The 15,935-nt window shown below is 67.7% G+C and carries 15 protein-coding genes and 2 pseudogenes; 9 read left to right on the plus strand and 8 right to left on the minus strand.

From position 1 onward, the window contains the following. The first annotated feature begins 515 nt into the window (after window positions 1-515). Window positions 516-917 carry a DUF4357 domain-containing protein gene (locus AB0D94_RS28595; RefSeq protein ID WP_362057242.1) on the plus strand — a complete coding sequence of 134 codons (402 nt, stop codon included), beginning with the start codon at window positions 516-518 and terminating at the stop codon, window positions 915-917. Between the two features lie 95 nt (window positions 918-1,012). Next, window positions 1,013-2,836, plus strand: coding sequence for a zeta toxin family protein (locus AB0D94_RS28600; protein WP_362057245.1), 1,824 nt, complete (start codon window positions 1,013-1,015; stop codon window positions 2,834-2,836). On the opposite strand, the gene AB0D94_RS28605 is transcribed toward AB0D94_RS28600, so the two are convergent. Beyond that, entirely contained in the window at window positions 2,794-3,081 is a 288-nt protein-coding gene (locus AB0D94_RS28605; RefSeq protein ID WP_362057248.1) for a hypothetical protein, read from the minus strand. The two genes, AB0D94_RS28600 and AB0D94_RS28605, sit on opposite strands and share 43 nt — an antisense overlap. Before the next feature lie 161 nt (window positions 3,082-3,242). On the opposite strand from AB0D94_RS28605, the gene AB0D94_RS28610 reads away from it, so the two are divergent. Together AB0D94_RS28610 and AB0D94_RS28615 are read left to right on the plus strand one after the other, a co-directional pair. After that, the gene (locus tag AB0D94_RS28610) at window positions 3,243-5,915 is read left to right on the plus strand and encodes an ATP/GTP-binding protein (protein ID WP_362057251.1); all 2,673 of its coding nucleotides are present in this window, start codon (window positions 3,243-3,245) and stop codon (window positions 5,913-5,915) included. Then, entirely contained in the window at window positions 5,912-6,709 is a 798-nt protein-coding gene (locus AB0D94_RS28615) for an excalibur calcium-binding domain-containing protein (RefSeq protein WP_362057254.1), read from the plus strand. Before AB0D94_RS28610 ends, AB0D94_RS28615 begins: the two co-directional genes overlap by 4 nt. A gap of 97 nt (window positions 6,710-6,806) precedes the next feature. On the opposite strand, the gene AB0D94_RS28620 is transcribed toward AB0D94_RS28615, so the two are convergent. Both AB0D94_RS28620 and AB0D94_RS28625 read right to left on the minus strand, forming a co-directional pair. After that, window positions 6,807-7,037 (minus strand): hypothetical protein, encoded by a 231-nt coding sequence (locus tag AB0D94_RS28620; protein ID WP_362057257.1) that lies wholly within the window; start codon window positions 7,035-7,037, stop codon window positions 6,807-6,809. Window positions 7,038-7,203: 166 nt separating this feature from the next. Further along, window positions 7,204-7,443, minus strand: a complete 240-nt coding sequence (locus tag AB0D94_RS28625) for a hypothetical protein (RefSeq protein ID WP_362057260.1) — start codon at window positions 7,441-7,443, stop codon at window positions 7,204-7,206. Between the two features lie 339 nt (window positions 7,444-7,782). Here AB0D94_RS28625 and AB0D94_RS28630 point away from each other — a divergent pair, with 339 nt between their 5' ends. Then, the gene (locus AB0D94_RS28630) at window positions 7,783-7,935 is read left to right on the plus strand and encodes a hypothetical protein (RefSeq protein WP_362057263.1); all 153 of its coding nucleotides are present in this window, start codon (window positions 7,783-7,785) and stop codon (window positions 7,933-7,935) included. Between the two features lie 72 nt (window positions 7,936-8,007). Here AB0D94_RS28630 and AB0D94_RS28635 read toward each other — a convergent pair whose 3' ends face one another. Further along, window positions 8,008-8,358 carry a DUF6233 domain-containing protein gene (locus AB0D94_RS28635; protein WP_362057266.1) on the minus strand — a complete coding sequence of 117 codons (351 nt, stop codon included), beginning with the start codon at window positions 8,356-8,358 and terminating at the stop codon, window positions 8,008-8,010. 460 nt (window positions 8,359-8,818) lie between these two features. Here AB0D94_RS28635 and AB0D94_RS28640 point away from each other — a divergent pair, with 460 nt between their 5' ends. After that, window positions 8,819-9,202, plus strand: coding sequence for a hypothetical protein (locus tag AB0D94_RS28640; protein ID WP_362057269.1), 384 nt, complete (start codon window positions 8,819-8,821; stop codon window positions 9,200-9,202). 142 nt (window positions 9,203-9,344) lie between these two features. Here AB0D94_RS28640 and AB0D94_RS28645 read toward each other — a convergent pair. Further along, window positions 9,345-10,037 (minus strand): annotated as a pseudogene (locus AB0D94_RS28645) (IS5 family transposase); the annotation flags it as partial. A 261-nt stretch (window positions 10,038-10,298) separates the two neighbouring features. Between AB0D94_RS28645 and AB0D94_RS28650 the strand changes: the two are divergent. The 3 genes from AB0D94_RS28650 to AB0D94_RS28660 all read left to right on the plus strand — a co-directional run bounded on the left by AB0D94_RS28650 (window position 10,299) and on the right by AB0D94_RS28660 (window position 13,549). Then, entirely contained in the window at window positions 10,299-10,577 is a 279-nt protein-coding gene (locus AB0D94_RS28650) for a lactococcin 972 family bacteriocin (protein WP_362057272.1), read from the plus strand. Window positions 10,578-10,719: 142 nt separating this feature from the next. Then, window positions 10,720-12,831: a hypothetical protein gene (locus tag AB0D94_RS28655; protein WP_362057276.1), complete on the plus strand. Its 2,112-nt coding sequence runs from the start codon at window positions 10,720-10,722 to the stop codon at window positions 12,829-12,831. A gap of 46 nt (window positions 12,832-12,877) precedes the next feature. After that, window positions 12,878-13,549, plus strand: coding sequence for an ATP-binding cassette domain-containing protein (locus tag AB0D94_RS28660; RefSeq protein WP_362057279.1), 672 nt, complete (start codon window positions 12,878-12,880; stop codon window positions 13,547-13,549). A gap of 600 nt (window positions 13,550-14,149) precedes the next feature. On the opposite strand, the pseudogene AB0D94_RS28665 reads toward AB0D94_RS28660, so the two are convergent. From AB0D94_RS28665 to AB0D94_RS28675, 3 genes and pseudogenes are all read right to left on the minus strand, one after another. Continuing rightward, window positions 14,150-14,287 (minus strand): annotated as a pseudogene (locus tag AB0D94_RS28665) (XRE family transcriptional regulator); the annotation flags it as partial. Window positions 14,288-14,421: 134 nt separating this feature from the next. After that, complete coding sequence (locus AB0D94_RS28670) at window positions 14,422-15,105, minus strand: spermidine synthase (protein WP_362057348.1); 684 nt, start codon at window positions 15,103-15,105, stop codon at window positions 14,422-14,424. 618 nt (window positions 15,106-15,723) lie between these two features. Beyond that, window positions 15,724-15,897 (minus strand): hypothetical protein, encoded by a 174-nt coding sequence (locus AB0D94_RS28675; RefSeq protein ID WP_362057282.1) that lies wholly within the window; start codon window positions 15,895-15,897, stop codon window positions 15,724-15,726. Window positions 15,898-15,935: the final 38 nt, after the last annotated feature.

Below are 15,935 nucleotides of genomic sequence, written 5' to 3' on the forward strand. Positions count from 1 at the left end.
AAGTGGTGGGCCGCCACGGCCAGCGCGGCGATCCCACGCAGCGCGTCCAGCCAGCCGAGCCGGCTCCCCGGCACGGCGGCGCGTTCCCCCCGCCCAGCCCTCCGTCGAGCCAGCAATCCCTTGGTCATCATCCGCCGGAGACTAGCCCATGCGGAGTACCCAGCCGCGGCAGGGGTACGTGTGCGGTTTCCGGTCATGCCCAGCGTGTGACGGAGCGCTGACCTGGGATTCGTGGCGCCGCAGACATGACGGCCTTCACGCTCTCCATGGCCCGGAACCGGGTCTGCAGCGCTGATTCGGCCGTGACAGGCAGGGGCTGATCGCGGCTTCCTGCCGGTAGCCCCCGACTTCTTCTACCTGAGGTGCCGCAGTGCCTGATTGTCCAAGGGTGCACCCGAGTTTCCAAGTTCTGCTGAACTGCTGGAGGTCGGAGTTGACTTAAGTTGCTTGTACTGCTTAAAATCGAAGCGAAAGTCAGCGATAGGGCCTTCGGGCCACTGATGACAGGAGACCGCATGGCCACGCTCAGCATCCACTTCGACCCCGCCGTCATCGCCCGACTCACGAGCGCGAGTGGCGACGACACCGTCCACGTCACCCTGTCCCTCGGTGGCGGATCCGCCACCACTACGGCCGCGCCTGTCATCCCCCACGGGCCGCTCGCCGCACTGATGCAGGCGGGAAGGCTCAAGGCCGGCAGCGTTCTCACCTTCACCCAGCGCCGCGCCAACCGGTCGGGCCGCGCTGTCGTGACTGCCGAGGGCCAGCTCATCGTCGACGGGCACTCCTCCCCGTTCCCCTCCCCTTCGAAGGCGGCGGAAGCCGTCACAGGGAATGTCATCAACGGCTGGACCCTGTGGCACACGGAGGACGGAGACACCCTGGACCAGCTGCGCCAGAAGCTGGACGCTGAGTAGGCGCTCCTGGTCGTTCCGGCCCGCGGCGGATTCGGACGCGGGCCGGAACGCCACCGGATCGGACAGAAGAGCTCGAACGCGACCGGGAGACGTTGGTGGAGAAGTACGGCAAGCTGCTCGCCGAGGTGATCGTGCCGAAGCTGACGGCGGGCGCGGTCGCACAGGAACACCCGGTAGTGGTGTTCGTGGCGGGGCAGGCCGGCAGCGGCAAGGCGCTCGTGATGGACCTGGTGCAGGCCGCCCTTGATCAGCGCGGTGGTGCGGTGCGGGTGGATCGGGACGCGTACAAGGCCGTTCACCCCGACTACGCCGACTTCCTGGTAGAGGACGTGCGGACGGCCGGGGTGCGGGTGCGGCCGGAGACCTACCGGTGGCAGGCCGAGGTAGAAGCCCGTGCCCGCGCTGGCCGGTACGACGTGGTGGCGGAGGAGGCCTTGGCCGACCCGGCCGGGTGGCTGGCCTCGGTGGCCGCCTACCGTGCGGCCGGCAACCGGATCGAAGTCGTCGCGCTGGCCGTGCCGGAAGCCGTCTCCCAGTTGGGTGTCCTGGACCGGTACCTGCGGCTCGCCGAGGAGAGCAGGGCCCGGTACGTGGGGTGGGGCAACCACGACGCCTGCGCGGCCGCGCTGCCCGCCGCGCTCGCGGACATCGAGGCCGGGCGCCTGGCCGACCGGGTCCTCGTCGTCCGCCGCGCCGGCGAAGTCCTGTACGCCAACGAGCTCACGCCCGAAGGCCACTGGCGCCGGCCGGTCGGTGCGCGCGAGGCGCTGCTGACGGAGCGGTTACGGCCGTGGGACGCGGCGGAGACCGGCGTTTTCCGCCGCCAGCTCGCCGACGCCGACCGGCGGGCGCACGATCCCCGGCTGCCGGAGGACTGGGCCTTGGCGGTGCGGCGGGACGGCGAGCGCGTCGCCGCCCTGGCCGAGCCGTTGCGGCGTACCGCGCAGGCCCGGCGGGAGGCGCCCGGCGTCGATTACCACCGACTCTCCGCCGAGGAGCACCGCTGGATCTTCGACGAGTTGAGCGCCCCGAATCTTCTGGAGAACATCACGCCGCAGGAGCGCCCGGTCGCGGTGTACGTGATGGGCCAGCCCGGCTCCGGCAAGACCAGCCAGGCCCGGGTTCTGCGCCGGGCGCTGCGCGGGCGGCCCACCCGGATCAGCGGCGACGACTTCAAGTCGTACCACCCCGACTACTACACCCTGCTGCGCGAGGAGCCGCGTACGGCCGGCGAACGGATCCGGGCGGATTACCGGGCCTGGCAGGCCATGGCCGAGGCGCGCGTACGGGAGCGGCGCGGGGACGTGACCATCGAGATCGCCCCCGGCAGCGCGGCCGCGTTCGTGGAGGGCGCGATGGCCTACCGGCGGGCGGGCTACCGGGTGGAGCTGGTGGTGCTGGCCGTCCGGGCGGCGGACTCCCGGCAGGGCACCGCGGTGCGCTGCGCCGACGTGAACCGGCTGGGCGGTCGGGGCCGGTTCACCACCGTCTCCGGGCACGACCACCACTTCGCGGTGCTCGCCGGCGCGGTCGCCGCGGCCGAGCAGGTGCCGGTGGCCGACTCCGTCATGGTGTGGGGGCGCTACGGCGCCCTCCTCTACCATAACAACCGGGCCCCTCAAGGCCCTTGGGCACGGCCTACGGGCGCGGCGGCCGCCCTGCTCGCCGAGCAGAACCGCCCCTACACGTCCCGGGAAGCGGACCGGTTCTGGGCCCTTCAGCGGCGCCTGCGGGCCGAGCTTCCGCACTATCGCCACGACGTGGAGCAGATTGCCCGCCTGGCCCGGCCGCTAATGCCCGCGCACCTCCAGCCGCACAGGCTTCTCGGGTCCGCCGCCGTGGCCGCGCTCCCCCTGGCCCGCGAAACCGCCGACCGCTACGGGCCGGTGGCCTCCAGCTCCTTCAGCCGTGCCGCGTAGAGCGCAGCGACACGGGCGACCTCAGCGGGGTCGGCATCCTCAATCCGCGCCCGGTCCCGCACGCACTCCCTCTGATCAGCGATCAGCCGGCTGAGGCGCTCGGGGTCGGGGGTGGGTGAACGCCGCTCGGCCAGCAGCTGGTGGCTGTACCAGGCGATCACCTGCGCCACGGCGTCGGAAGCGTCCTGGTAGGAGGCCGCGTCGTCCGGATCGGGGGAGCTGGACGGGGGTACCGGATCGTGCACGGGAACCAACCTCTTCACAGGAAGACGACAAAAGGATCATTGTCGGCCGTGGCCGATATTCCGTCCACCACCAGCATCCACCGGCCGCGCCCAGCAGAGCGCCCGCCGCCGGGCATCGTGCGGCATAGATTGGGGCTCAGACGATCACCTGTGGGGGGACCATGGCAGACCTGCGTGCGCTGTTCAGCTCCAACAACCCGGCGTTCGACGCCGCGGAGGCGTTCACCGACCGGCAGCACCAGTGGGCTCTGGTCGCCTCCGCGCTGGAAGAGCACCTGCGGCACACCGCTGGCCGCGGGTTCAACGTGGAGGACCTCGAAGCGCCCCGCAGCAATGTGATCGTCTTTCACGGCGTGGGCGGCGTCGGCAAGTCCACGCTGCTCCGCAAGATCGAAGCGGCGCTGACCGCCGCCGAGCACCGCCCCGACCAGTGGGGCGCACCCACCTGGACGCAGCAGCTGCTGCCCATCCGGATCGACCTGGCCCGCTCCGCCTCGACCGGCTCCGACTTCGAGCGGGTCATTCTGACGATCCGCCTCGCGCTCGCCGGAGCCCTCGGCCGCACGCTGCCCTCCTTCGACGTGGCGCTGCGCCACTACTGGGAGCACGTGCATCCCGGGGAGCCGCTGGACGAGTACATCCGGCGGACCGGGCTGACGGGCCGCTTCGCCGAAATGCTTCCACAGCAACTGCAGGCCGGCGTCGGCGAGGTCGCCGCGGCCCTGCAACTGCCGGGCCTGGTCGGCTCCGCGGCGCAGCAGCTCACCTCCGCGCTGGTGTCGGCCCTTCGCGAGCGGCAGGCCCGCGCTCAGGCCCTGGCCGGCGCCGTACGGACCGCGGCCCTGCTGGAAGCCACCCCCGATCTCGAGGCGCTGTCCTACTACAGCCACCTGCTGGCCTGGGACCTGAGCCAGCTGCCCGCGAAGAAGAGCGTCGTGCCGGTGGTGCTGCTGGACACCTTTGAGGACACCGGCGACCGCCACCGCGACTTCGAGCGGCTGCTGCAGCGCCTGGTCTGGCTCATGCCGAACGTCTTCTTCGTCATCGGCGGCCGCAGCCGATTGCCGTGGGCCGACCCCGCGCTGCACGGCCAACTCGACTGGACCGGCCCCGCCGCCTGGCCCGGCCTGGCCACCGACTCTGCGTCCCTGACGATCCCGCAACCCCGGGCCGCCGGCTCCGGCGCCCGCCAGCATCTGATCGGTGACCTCTCCCCTGAGGACTGTGAGGCTCACCTCGCCCGCCGCCTGGTCCAGGACGGCCAGCCCCTCATCGGCGCCGACATCCGTACGGCGATCACCGCCCGCTCCCACGGCCTGCCGCTGCACCTGGACCTCGCGGTCAGCCGCTTCCTGGAGATCCGCCGCACCGGCCGCACCCCCATCCCCACCGACTTCGACTGCACCTTCCCGGCCCTGCTCGCGCGCACCCTCTCCGACCTCACCTCCGAGGAACGGCACCTGCTGCGCTCCGTCGCGTTGCTGGACGCCTTCGACCTCGACCTCGCCACCCAGACAGCCGGCCTCATCCACCAGGCCGCCGCCCGGCGCCTGACCGAACGGCCCCTGATCAGCGAGAACCCCTACGCGCTGTGGCCCTACCACCTGCACCGCGCGATCCGCAGCGCCGTACGCGACGACGACCACAGCGATGACCGCTGGACGAGCGCCGACTGGCACCAGGCCGCCACCCGCGCCCTGGCCGCCCTCGGCGATCAATGGACGAAGGCCGCTGCTCACGGCTCCAGCCGAATGCTCCTGGTGGCGTGCCTGCGCCAGGGCCTGCGCTTGGCCCGCGACCATGGCCTGACCGGCCTTGGCTGGCTCATCGAGGCCGCTTTCGTCTACACCGACGACTCGGTGTGGGAACCTCTCGCCCTGCCCGCCCCGGCGGACCCGGCACCCGACACCCCCGCCGACGCCGTCGCCGAGCTCCTCACCGCGATCACCCGACGCCAGCGCGAGCACCGCCAGCGCACAGCCGACCGCCTCACCGCCGTCCTCGAGACCGGCCTGCTGCCCGCCGAGCTGACCGAGATGGCGCTGTACTACCGGGCCAAGGCCCACAAGGATCTCAGCCAGAATGACGCCGCCCGTACCGGGATGCAGCAGGTCGTCGAAGCTGACGGCCGTCTCGCGCCCAAGGCCCGCCGGGGACTGGCCAACCTGGCCCGCCTCGCCGGCGACTTCCCCACCGCCCTGGCTGCTGTTCCCACCCTGGGGTGGAAGGGTCGCCAGCATCGTGTCCTCGGCGACATCCGCTGGTCCCAAGCCGACACCGGCCTGGCCGTCGCCGCCTTCGAAGCCGGCCGCGTCGAAGCCGAGCAGCACGGTGCCGCCGGCGAGCGGGCCATGATGCAGGTCCGCCTCGCCCTCGCCGTCTCCTTCGCCGACCCCGACCGCGCCGCAGACGAGCTCGCACTCGCCCACCAGCTCCTCGACGGCCTCAACCAGCGCTCTAACACCCTCCTAGCCCGGATCGTCGCCCTGATCAAGGACGCGGGGACCGACGGCATCACCAATCGTGCCCAGCACCTGCACGCCGACATCGAGGCCGCAGGGCTGCCCTTCCTCCACCGGTTCACGGAGCTCGCCCTCGCCTTCCACCACGCCGTCCGCGGCGAAGACCAAGACCTGGCCGCCACCATCGACCGGCTGCGCACACTCACCGCCAGTGGCGACTTCGCCTACTTCGCCGACATCGCCTGCTTCATGGCCGGCCTCCCGCGGCCAGCAGCCTCGACGACCCGATGGCTCGACGGCGAGCCGCCGACCCGGGCCCGGTGGGCCGGCCTCGTCACCGCCCGCCGCATACACGGGGGCCGCACGCGATGACGGATCCCGATCACACCCAGCTCCTCAAGGACCTCGAAGAACGGCTGGAGGAACGACGCCAGGCGCACCGGAAGGAGCAGGCCCAGTGGAAGACCAGGCAGAGAGAGCTCCGACGAGAACGGCGAAAGGCCGACCTGCGCGACGGATCGATTGCGTGTCTCGGCATAGCCCTACTGCTCGGACTTGCGGCCTGGGGCGCATGGTGGGTCGTATCAGGCATCGGCGACTGGCTCGCAGCCCCCGGGCGAAGCCACACCGCGACCGCCCCGAGCCCCTCCCCCTCGGCCAGACCCACACCCACCTGGAAGCTGGAGAACCTGACAGAGGGCTACACGAGCAAGGACACGGCGCTCTGGACCGATATGCATGACGAGATGCAGCTGCGACTGCTCAGCCATGAATCTGCCGATGACGCCCACAGCATCCGCACGGACGACCTCGACGACGACAAAGGCCTGACCTCCGCAGACGTCGAGATCACCATCACACGGGAGCCTGAGCACGGAACGCTGGAACTCCAGGCAGACAGGAGCCTGGCCCTCTACACACCCGGCTCGGGCTTCAGCGGTGAGGACACCTTCGACTACACAATCAAGCTGCGCGGCAAGCCCGAGACACGCAAGATCAGGTACACCGTCGAAGTCGGCCTCAGCCCCGGCGCCCGCTACCGCCTGGAGCACAAGTACGAGAACTGCGATGCCGCCCGGGCGGCGGGCGCAGCTCCTCTACGTCGTGGTGAGGACGGGTACGGACGCCATCTGGATGCGGACATGGACGGCGTTGCCTGCGAGTAAGGCTTGGCCCTGCAGATCGTTGAACCGTCCCCGTCCTCCTCAGGCACGGCAGACGGCTCGCCGTCTCTGCTCACTGCGGTAGCTCAGCTGGTAGGGGCTACTGCGTGGCTCGGTAAATGAGCGAGTGACGCAAGGGACTGTCCGCGGCGCGGGCCATTCGGAACAGCTTGCGCATGACCTCAGCCTTGTCCCACCGCTTGCCCGTCTCGGCCCTCATACCGATCAGCCACGCATCGATCTCCAGTAGCTCGTCCGGGTAGAAGCGCACCGTCGTGGATACCGAACCTGTCGTCTTGGGGGCGGGGCGCCTTGCTGTGCTGATCGTCATGAGCAGTACAACGAGCAGGCCCGCACCCTGTACTGGGTCGAGGCACATCTGCCTTGGTTCCCGCGGTCTGGCCGGTCCAGCACGGACTACGCACGAGCGAGGGCCCGAACCAGAAGCCTGGTTCGGGCCCTCGCAGGCACCGGCGGGCCGGAGAATGCTGCAGACGTCAGCCAGCGTCTGGGCCGCGGCCGACGAGCTGGCTGAGCAGCTCGATGATCTGGGCCTGGTTCCGGTCGATCTTCTTGTCGAGGGCTTCGACCTTCTGGTCGAGGTTGCCGATCTGGAGGCGTACCGCGGTGAGGTCGGACTTGATGATCCCGAACTCGCGGTCGTGCTTCTCCGCGACCTCTTCGAATCGCCGGGTCAGGGCAGCGAGCTCGCTGTGGGCGATGGGGTCCTCGGGCACGCGGGTACTCCTGCCAGATCATAAAACCGCAGATAAGAAGACTCCACGATATCGCGCCCGCACCCCCTTACGACCGCCGGTTCCGCAGACCTCATGTCTGACTGAGGCGACCGCATACGCGTGATCACCCGACCTGACGCCCTGCTCGTTGCCACAGTGATGCACCACGGCAGAAGCCCCCGTCGACGTCGAGGAGCACTGTGACTTTGACCGGTACAAACCCAGGTACTGCACCTGCTTGCCGGGTCCACCGAACCTATCGGCACATTCGACGTCCCGGATCGGCTGCAGAGGCATCCGGCCCCCGACATCCACACCTCCGACGAGGACCCCGTGCGTGTGGCCTGGACCGAGGAGCGACTCGGCCTCGTACAGTCCCTCATCGCCTTGTCCGACAAGGGGTTCGCCGACGTCGCTGTGCGCGCCGAAGGGGAGAACGGCAACCGATTCGTAGTCACGGACGCGGGCCGGGCCTTTCTCGCCCAGCAGTAAGCCGCCGTGCCCTGCTGCCCAGCATTCCGCCCGGCAACAGGGCGGACACCCGGCCGTGCACGCTGGCGCGGATTAGCTGTCGAGGAGGCCAAGCTCGTTGTCGGGCCGGCACAGGGGGCACGCGATGACCGACGGCATGGTCCGCAGTACCTCCCGGACTGACTCCCGGGTGGCCGCCCGGCCCCGGCTGGTGAGCCTGCAGGCCCCAGTGTGGACACGGTCGGGCCGGCGGGTGTTACCGATGCCGTACTCGATCCACCAGTACGGAGGCTCCGGTAGCGGCCGGCGGCGGGCCTGCTCTTCCTCCGCCGCCCGGACGACGCTGATCTTCTCATCGACGCGGGCGAGGGTGAGCTCCAGCCAGCGGCGTATGACCAGAAGCTGGTCCAGGGCCGGCGGCAGAGGCAGAAGAGGTTCCCGCATGGCGGCTACGCCGCCTGGGCTGCGTCGGGGGCTTCGGTCGAGCGGCCTGCCGCTTCAGCTGCATGCGGCTCGCCACCAGGATGTCGGTGGGGATGCTCTTCCAGTGGGGGTGGTCGACGACGTCGATCGACAGCTGCCGGATCTCAGCCCACATCCGGTCGACCGTCGCCTTCTGCTCCTCGCTCCAGCCGGGGCTGTGGGGCACGTCCCCTCGATGGGAGGTACCGCTCATCACGCGCCCATCCCTCCATGGGCTCCACGCTCCAGGGCAGTCCGGCCAGGTAGGTGCAGTGCTCGGCGTGGGCGCGGTGGAGTCGCTCCTGCAGCTGAAGGAGGTCGTCGGGGAAGGAGGTTTCGCCGGTCACTCCTTAATCGTAATTCTGTTCGATTCAAGAAGGGGAGTCGGCGCTCCAGTTAGGGCCTGTCCGGCGGATCCTTTGGTCAGTATGGTCGTAGGATCATGAAGGATCTGATCTTGCTGTTCGCTGCGTTTGTCGTTTTCGTCATGCCAACCTCCCTAGTTTGGCTGCTGGGGCGGCGAGCGAGGATCCCTAACTGGATGCTGATCGTGTTCTTGCTGGCCGGGTGGCTGACAGTGTTCGTCGGCGGGTTCCTCTCGCAGCGCGCGCAACCGCAACTGTTTCCCGATACGTCGCCCTGCTACGGCACGCGCAGCACTCCTATCTTGCAGTATTTCCCGCCCGACTCGTTCTGCCTCCACGCAGACGGGGAGTTGCGGACGGTCAATGGGCCGAACGCCAAGCTCGTGTTCTGGACTGCCGCCAACACCACCTTGGCGATGGCGATTGCCGCCGCCTTTGCCCGGCGTCGTCAACGAGCTTGATTGCGCTCGTCTCGTCAGGGCGACCCGGGCCTCGACCGCCCCTGTGGTCGGGTAGCGGGGGCGCGCCAACGTGATCCGGCTTCCTGTCGCTTGGAGGCCGAGCTGGGCGGCGAGTCCGCATTATCCGATTGTGCAGATCAGGAAGCCAGAGGCGGATCGAGGCGACAGTGACGGTGCCGTGGAAGATGTAGGCGCGTTTGTCGTACCTCGTGGCCACGGCCCGGGAGTTCTTCAGAGCGTTGATCATGCGCTCCACTTCGTTCCTGCGCTTGTAGATCGTCTTGTCGAAGCCGACGGGTCGGCCACCCTTGTTTCCGTGGGCCTGGCGGTTGGCCCGTTGGTTCTTCGGTTCGGGGATGGTGTGCTTGATCTGGCGTCGTCGCAGGTAGCGGCGGTTGCGACGGGAGGAGTACGCCTTGTCACCGGCGAGATGGTCGGGCCGGGTGCGTGGATGCCCGCCACCGAGGCGGGCGACACGGATGCATTCCATGACTGGGATGAGCTGCGGAGCGTCGCCCCATTGGCCCGGAGTGATCAACAGGGCCAGGGGCCGGCGTCCACCCTCACCGGCGAGGTGGATCTTGCAGGTCAGGCCGCCCCGGGAGCGTCCGAGTCCCTCGTCGGGGCGGTGCTGCCGGGGCGTGCGCCTTTCCCCCGGCACTCGTGGCGGTTTCCTACGAGCCCCGGCGGCGTACTGATGGGCCCGGCTGGAGGTCGAATCGACGCTCACCACCGACCAGTCGATCCGGCCTTCCGCGTCGGCGTCGGCCAGGACGGCCGCGAAGATCCTGCCCCAGGTGCCGTCCGCCGACCAGCGTCTGTGCCGTTCGTACACACGAGGCAGCCAAGTTCGTACGCGTCCGGTTCGAGGGGTGAGGCGGCGGGGCCTTGAACCCGAATTTTGGGCACCCGATCGACTTGGTGCACGGCTGATAGAACGGTTCGAAAGCCGCAGGCAGTCCGCTGCGAAACTGCATTCTGTGACGGATGGTCACCGACTGCTATGTGATCTGACTCACTCTTAACCTAACTTGATCATGGTCGCATCATCTGACACCTTTCGGCCAGTAAAGATCATTTAAATAAAGGGAAGATCATGAGAATCAAGGTTGCCCTCGCTACCGCGGCCCTCGTTGTGGCCGCTGCCACCCCGGCCATGGCCGTAGTGGTCAACACCGGCGGAGGCAAGTGGGACTACGGCGTGAGCGACGGGTTCGTGTGGTCGAACTACTACCACGCTGACACGTGCCACTCCTCGTCCGTTCAGGGTGACTACTACTCTTCGAGCGGTAATGTCGGGGCCGGGAGCTGGTCCTACGCCTCCGCGACGGACGCCTGGTCGGGTAACAAGTCGTGGTGGTCCAAGGGCTGCTGAGCAGGAAGCGCCTCTCGACTCCGGGTTCTTCGGCAGTCGTTGCTAGCGGTGGGGGCGCGAGAATGGCCCCCACGGCTAGGCTTGTTGCTGCTCGCTCGGTTCTACAACGTGCGCTCCCTGAGCGCCCAGCCCTAGGTAATTGATGCTGCACCGAGGTATTAAGTTCACCCACGCCGCTGTGTTGGCCTTCTCGGCAGTGGTGTCGTTTCTGTTTGTGCGAGGGCTGGACGAGGACTGGGTGCTGGGCCACTCTGCCCTGGTCTGGGTTTCAGAGTCCGACGACTCGACAAGTGGTGAGCAGGTTGCGCAGACGGTCGCGTCGTTCGCGGCCCACCGCAGGGTCACGGTGGCACGTGAGGTACCCGACCTGCGTGATCCCGACAGGCGCCGTCACCTGTACCTCGCTCCTGGTGCACCTGGTAGCGATGCGGCGTCGTGGCTGGACGAGGGCTATCCGGCCTTCGGAAGGGACTACCGCACTGACGTCCATCCGATCGCCGAGATCGGACAACGGGACCCTCGGGGCATGTACTACGTTTTCGGAACGCCCGAAGATGCGAACGCGCTGGTGGCCGAGTTCGCCAGTTTTGGCCTGCGTGGAAGCGTGGCTCATCCGCTCTCATTTTCCGCACTATCCGCCTTCTACTCGGGCACGGCCCTGTACTGGTCCGTCCTGGTAGTCGCACTCGCGGCAGCGACCATGACCGGGGCGAGCGTGCTGCTCAACGCCAAGGCTTACGGAGTCTTGCGGCTGCAGGGCAAGTCGTTCGGCGAGATCCTGCTCCGCGATCTAAGGCAGTTGGCAGTCTTTTGGACGGTCGCAGCGGGCGGAGTGGCCGCCGTGGTGCTGGCCTTCCTCGGGTTCTACAACGGGATGGCCTGGCTAGGCTACTTCGCCTCTCTGGCAGCAGGTGTCGCCGCCCTGCTCGTTCTGCTGATGCTGACCGCTCACTCGGCCGCGCTTGCCTTGACCTTCAAGACCGAAGTGCTACGCGCCCTTAAGGGCGAACTGCCGGCCCGGATGGCTTCTCTGTGCGCTTACCTGGTGCGGATCCCCGCGCTTCTGCTCGCCATCGGCATTGCTACCTCCGTTGCTTTGGCGGGCCAGGATGTGGCGGCGCGCCAGGACAGCCGCGAGGCTTACGCCAAGGTGGGAGATGCCACCGGCATCCGCCTTAATGGCAGCCTCGGCAGCAAAACGGCGCAGATGGAGGAATCGGTGGGCCAGTGGCTCCGCCGGTCCGACAGTGAGGGAAAAGTTGTTATTGCTGGCCGGCGAGATCTCCAGAGCATCGCCCGGAGCCAGAACCTGCCCCAGGGCGAGATACTCATTGTGAATGAAACGTTCCTCGCCAAGCAGTTGATCCTCGACTCTGCAAGTCGGCGCTACACCCCGGCGCCGCAAGATGGCAAAGCCCCGGACGCCCGCGCTGTACGACTCATCGTCCCGGAATCCCTCACTGTTCACGCGTCGAACATCGCCGCGCAGATCCCCGGGCTACTGAGTCCGATCGACCCGAAGCTGATCCGGCAGAACCAGGTGGAGACGCTCCGGGCGAAGAGCGGCCAGACCGTCTTCGGCTACAACCCCGGCAACCAGACATTCAGTGCCGCTGGCAGTCCCAAGCAGGATCGTTCCCTTGTGCGCGACCCCGTTCTCGTCGTGGTCCCCAACGGCTCGAGGTTTCTCACTGACAACGCCTACACCGCGTTCGCCACGCAGGGCGGTGTGATCTTCCCGGACCCCCAAGACGTCCTGGATGGCATCACGGCGTTCAAGCTTCAGACCTATGTGACTGCCGTGCGCCCTGTCGGGCAGGACGCCGCCCTGCAGTTGCGGAACACCGTAGGTGATTTCCGGCTGCAGTTGTTCAATCTCATAGTGGCCGTGGCCGTGCTCCTTATCACTGGCGTCGGCGTCTGTATCGTCTATTCGCGCAAGAATGTCCAGGCAATCTTCGTTAAGCACATCAGCGGCTGGAGATTCACCACCACACACCGCTCCGTCCTCGCCGTAGAGGGACTGCTCGCCGCTCTCCTAGCCGCCTGGATCCCGTTCCGTGCATGGCAGCAGAACCAAGACCTGGCGCAATACGCGGCCATGGGCATACCCGCGCCCCGACCGCCCGTCCAGGTCACCGCATTGGACCTGGGAATTACCGCCGGACTGGTAGCCATCGAGGTCACGGCCGTGCTCATCACCCTCGCCGTTTTCCACCGCCGCATCGTCAAGGAAGGGGCAACCGAAGCGTGAGTCTCGCCCACGCCCGTACCCCATCGGCTTCAGCAGGAGCACCGTAATGATCGATATAGACAACCTGTCGAAGTCCTTCGGCCCTCGGACCCTGTGGTCCGACGTCTCCTTGACCATCGGGCGCGGGGAAATGCTCGCCCTCGTAGGCCCCAGCGGATCGGGCAAGTCCACCCTCCTCAACTGCCTCGGTCTCCTCGACAAACCCAGTGCCGGGGCGATCCGACATGAGGGCAAGGACCTCATCACGCTCAACCAGCGAGGGATCCGCAGGTTCCGCCGTGATGTCCTCGGCTACCTCTTTCAGAACTACGCCCTGATAGAGAACGCCACCGTCGCCGCCAACCTGGACATCGCCGTTAGGCCGCGTAGATCGGTCCCGCGTGGGGGACGCGTCACCATCGCCGAAGCTCTCGATCGAGTCGGCCTCGCCGGGCGGGAGAAGGAGAAGATCCACCACCTTAGCGGCGGGGAGCAGCAGCGTGTAGCCCTGGCCCGGTTGATGGTCAAGCAGCCGGCCCTCGTACTTGCTGACGAACCGACCGGCGCCCTCGACCAGGTCAACGCCACCATGGTCGTCGATGTCCTTGGGGAGATGAGCGCCGCCGGGTGCGCGGTCGTCATCGCGACCCATAATGACTACGTCCGCGATCGGTGCGACACCATCTTCGCTGTCAAGGAGCCTTCGCTGGCCGGGAACTCCTCGTGGAGGACGGCTTAGCATCGATTCACCACAGCGGTCCGCTTGACTCGCCGGCGGACCCTGCCTGCCGGGAGTGGGCCGGGAACGGCGCGACTAAGAAACGGCCACTGCCGTCCTCGCGATCACGAATCGTCTGTAAGAGCTCGTAACACGATCTTGTTGAAGGGTCGAATTTGCTTGCAGTAACCGGACGGCCACTCTGAGTTGACGAAGGGCTCGGAAGGTCTTCCGGCGGCCGGTCGGCGGGCCAACGCCCAGACTTCGGTGTGTCTCGTGAGACACACCGAAGTCTGGAGAACGACGGGCACCGGATGCTGGTGTTCACCCCACCTGCACTCAGCAGGGGCAGCTCACCGCCGTGCCGTCCACCGCGCGCTGCCCAGCCCGGGGCTGCTCAACGCGACCCAGCACGACCTGGGATCCGGTTGGGCCCGGGACCATAGGTGCACCCCGTCCCGCCCCTGCGCGGCGCTGCCTGGGTGCGGACCGCAACGCGCTAGATCCGATGCACCGCGCCCCCGTGAGCAGTGGCATCGGCACTGGCCAAATGAAACGCTAAGTTGCCAACTGGAGTGCTCAGTCAGACGTCGGCTCGGCCTCGCTCTGCTGTCAGGGTTCCTACAAGTCGAACTCGATGTGTTCGACGTCGGTAAACTCCACCAGGAGGCCGCCGGCGCGGCGCCCGCGGTCCTTGAAGTAGACCTCCTGGAGGCCGTCGGCGGCGATGTCACGCAGCTGCTGCTCGTTCGCCCCGGCGTCCGAGGAGCCTCGGCCGCCGCCGGTGTGGCGAGGCCCCGCTGTGGGGGTGCTGTCTCCAGGCGGTCCCTGTCTCATGTTGGATGCCGGGCCCTGGTAGTGGTCCGGCACCACTGGTGCGCGCGGACCCGGCCTCAGACGGGATTGCGAGCGAGGTGCACAGCATCCGGGACCCCGCGTGCGACGGATACCTCCTCGGTGTGCACGTCCTCGAACCCGGCACGCTCGAGGGCCTTCTCGAATGCGGGGGAGGGCTGGGCGGACCAAATGGCCAGGATCCCACGTGAGGTGAGACGGGCACGGCAAGCAGCGAGGCCACTCGGAGAGTAGAGACTTTGGTTGTCGTCGGTGACGGTCCAGTCGGGGCCGTTGTCGATGTCGAGGCAGAGGGCGTCGTACCGCTCGCCCGTGGTCCGCAGGTGGTCATTGAGGTCGGTGTGCAGGATGCTCACCCGCGGATCGGACAGGGCGGTGGCGGTGAATGTGCTCAATGGACCGGCGCGGTGCCAGCCGATGATGGCGTCTTCGCGTTCGGCGACGACGATCCGGGACCAACGTGACTGCCCGCTGGCATGGGCAAGCGAGAACCCCACGCCGAGTCCGCCAATCAGGACCGCAGGGTCTGCGGCTGTCGCCCGCTCGAGGGCGGCATCGACGAGGAGCCGTTCGGAGCGTCCATCGGAGGTGTCCATCAGAAAACAGCCGTTCACGATGATTTCGTATGTTTCATTCCGACGGCGTAGAACCACCTCGCCGTGCGGTCCAGTGCGGCGGTCAAGCGTCAACGGGGCTATTAAATCGGCGGCCTGGAACGTCATGAAGTGGATACCTTCCTGTGCTCGGATGATCACTCAGTTTCCTCAACGAAGTTGTCTATTGACGAGGTTCTGCTCCCAGTGCGCCTCAGCCAGCGCCGGGGTTTGTGGATCTGCCGGAAACGGACGGCCTGAGATCCGCGCGATGCACACCTTGACCGAAATGGTGATGACCAGGCAGAACGGGAGCCGGGGAAGTGTTGCGCACCGTGCCGTCCGTGACCACGTGACCGCTGTGCCTGCCGGACAGCAAGCTGGGGCACAGCGTTCCGCAGGTGACGCAGACCTCGCTGGCCTACTCTGTCAACCCGTAGGTGTACGGCCAGCCGGGTTCGTTCACCGTGACGGCACGGCCCTGTCCCGGACGGCGGCACCACTAGCCTCGCCGTCGACGGCGGCGCGCTCGACGCAGCATCCCTGGTCAGCACGAAGATGGGCCATGCGACCTCGGTCTCGGTCGCCATGCCGAGCGTGGGCACCCACACCGTGAACGCCAGTTAGAGCGGCACCACCGACTTCGTTGGCAGCACGGCCGCGGCGCTCACCCAGACCGTCGACAAAGCGCCGACCACCCTCTGGACCTCCGGCGCGAACCCAGCGACCTTCGGCCAGCCCCTCACCTCACTTGACGGCGGTCGTCTGCCCCAGCGGCGCCAGCACGAGCCTCACCTCACCGCCGACGGGCACCATCACCGGCAATTGCCCGCGAGACGTCTTCGCCAGCCGCGAGAGCACCTGCATCATTGACGCCACGTTGTAGTGCGTCGTGATCCTGCCCCGGCGGGAGGCGATCACCGAACAATGGCAGGACGAGACTGGCGACCCGCTCCTCC

Source organism: Streptomyces sp. NPDC048255 (assembly GCF_040652415.1).
Lineage (GTDB): Bacteria > Actinomycetota > Actinomycetes > Streptomycetales > Streptomycetaceae > Streptomyces.

What these genes read in the sequence shown, in the direction of transcription:
- AB0D94_RS28650 (WP_362057272.1), top strand. Translation starts at nt 10,299, where the DNA reads ATGAGAATCAAGGTTGCCCTCGCTACCGCGGCCCTCGTTGTGGCCGCT.
- AB0D94_RS28610 (WP_362057251.1), top strand. Translation starts at nt 3,243, where the DNA reads ATGGCAGACCTGCGTGCGCTGTTCAGCTCCAACAACCCGGCGTTCGAC.
- AB0D94_RS28655 (WP_362057276.1), top strand. Translation starts at nt 10,720, where the DNA reads ATGCTGCACCGAGGTATTAAGTTCACCCACGCCGCTGTGTTGGCCTTC.
- AB0D94_RS28615 (WP_362057254.1), top strand. Translation starts at nt 5,912, where the DNA reads ATGACGGATCCCGATCACACCCAGCTCCTCAAGGACCTCGAAGAACGG.
- AB0D94_RS28640 (WP_362057269.1), top strand. Translation starts at nt 8,819, where the DNA reads ATGAAGGATCTGATCTTGCTGTTCGCTGCGTTTGTCGTTTTCGTCATG.
- AB0D94_RS28620 (WP_362057257.1), bottom strand. Translation starts at nt 7,037, where the DNA reads ATGACGATCAGCACAGCAAGGCGCCCCGCCCCCAAGACGACAGGTTCG.
- AB0D94_RS28635 (WP_362057266.1), bottom strand. Translation starts at nt 8,358, where the DNA reads ATGCGGGAACCTCTTCTGCCTCTGCCGCCGGCCCTGGACCAGCTTCTG.
- AB0D94_RS28660 (WP_362057279.1), top strand. Translation starts at nt 12,878, where the DNA reads ATGATCGATATAGACAACCTGTCGAAGTCCTTCGGCCCTCGGACCCTG.
- AB0D94_RS28595 (WP_362057242.1), top strand. Translation starts at nt 516, where the DNA reads ATGGCCACGCTCAGCATCCACTTCGACCCCGCCGTCATCGCCCGACTC.
- AB0D94_RS28670 (WP_362057348.1), bottom strand. Translation starts at nt 15,105, where the DNA reads ATGACGTTCCAGGCCGCCGATTTAATAGCCCCGTTGACGCTTGACCGC.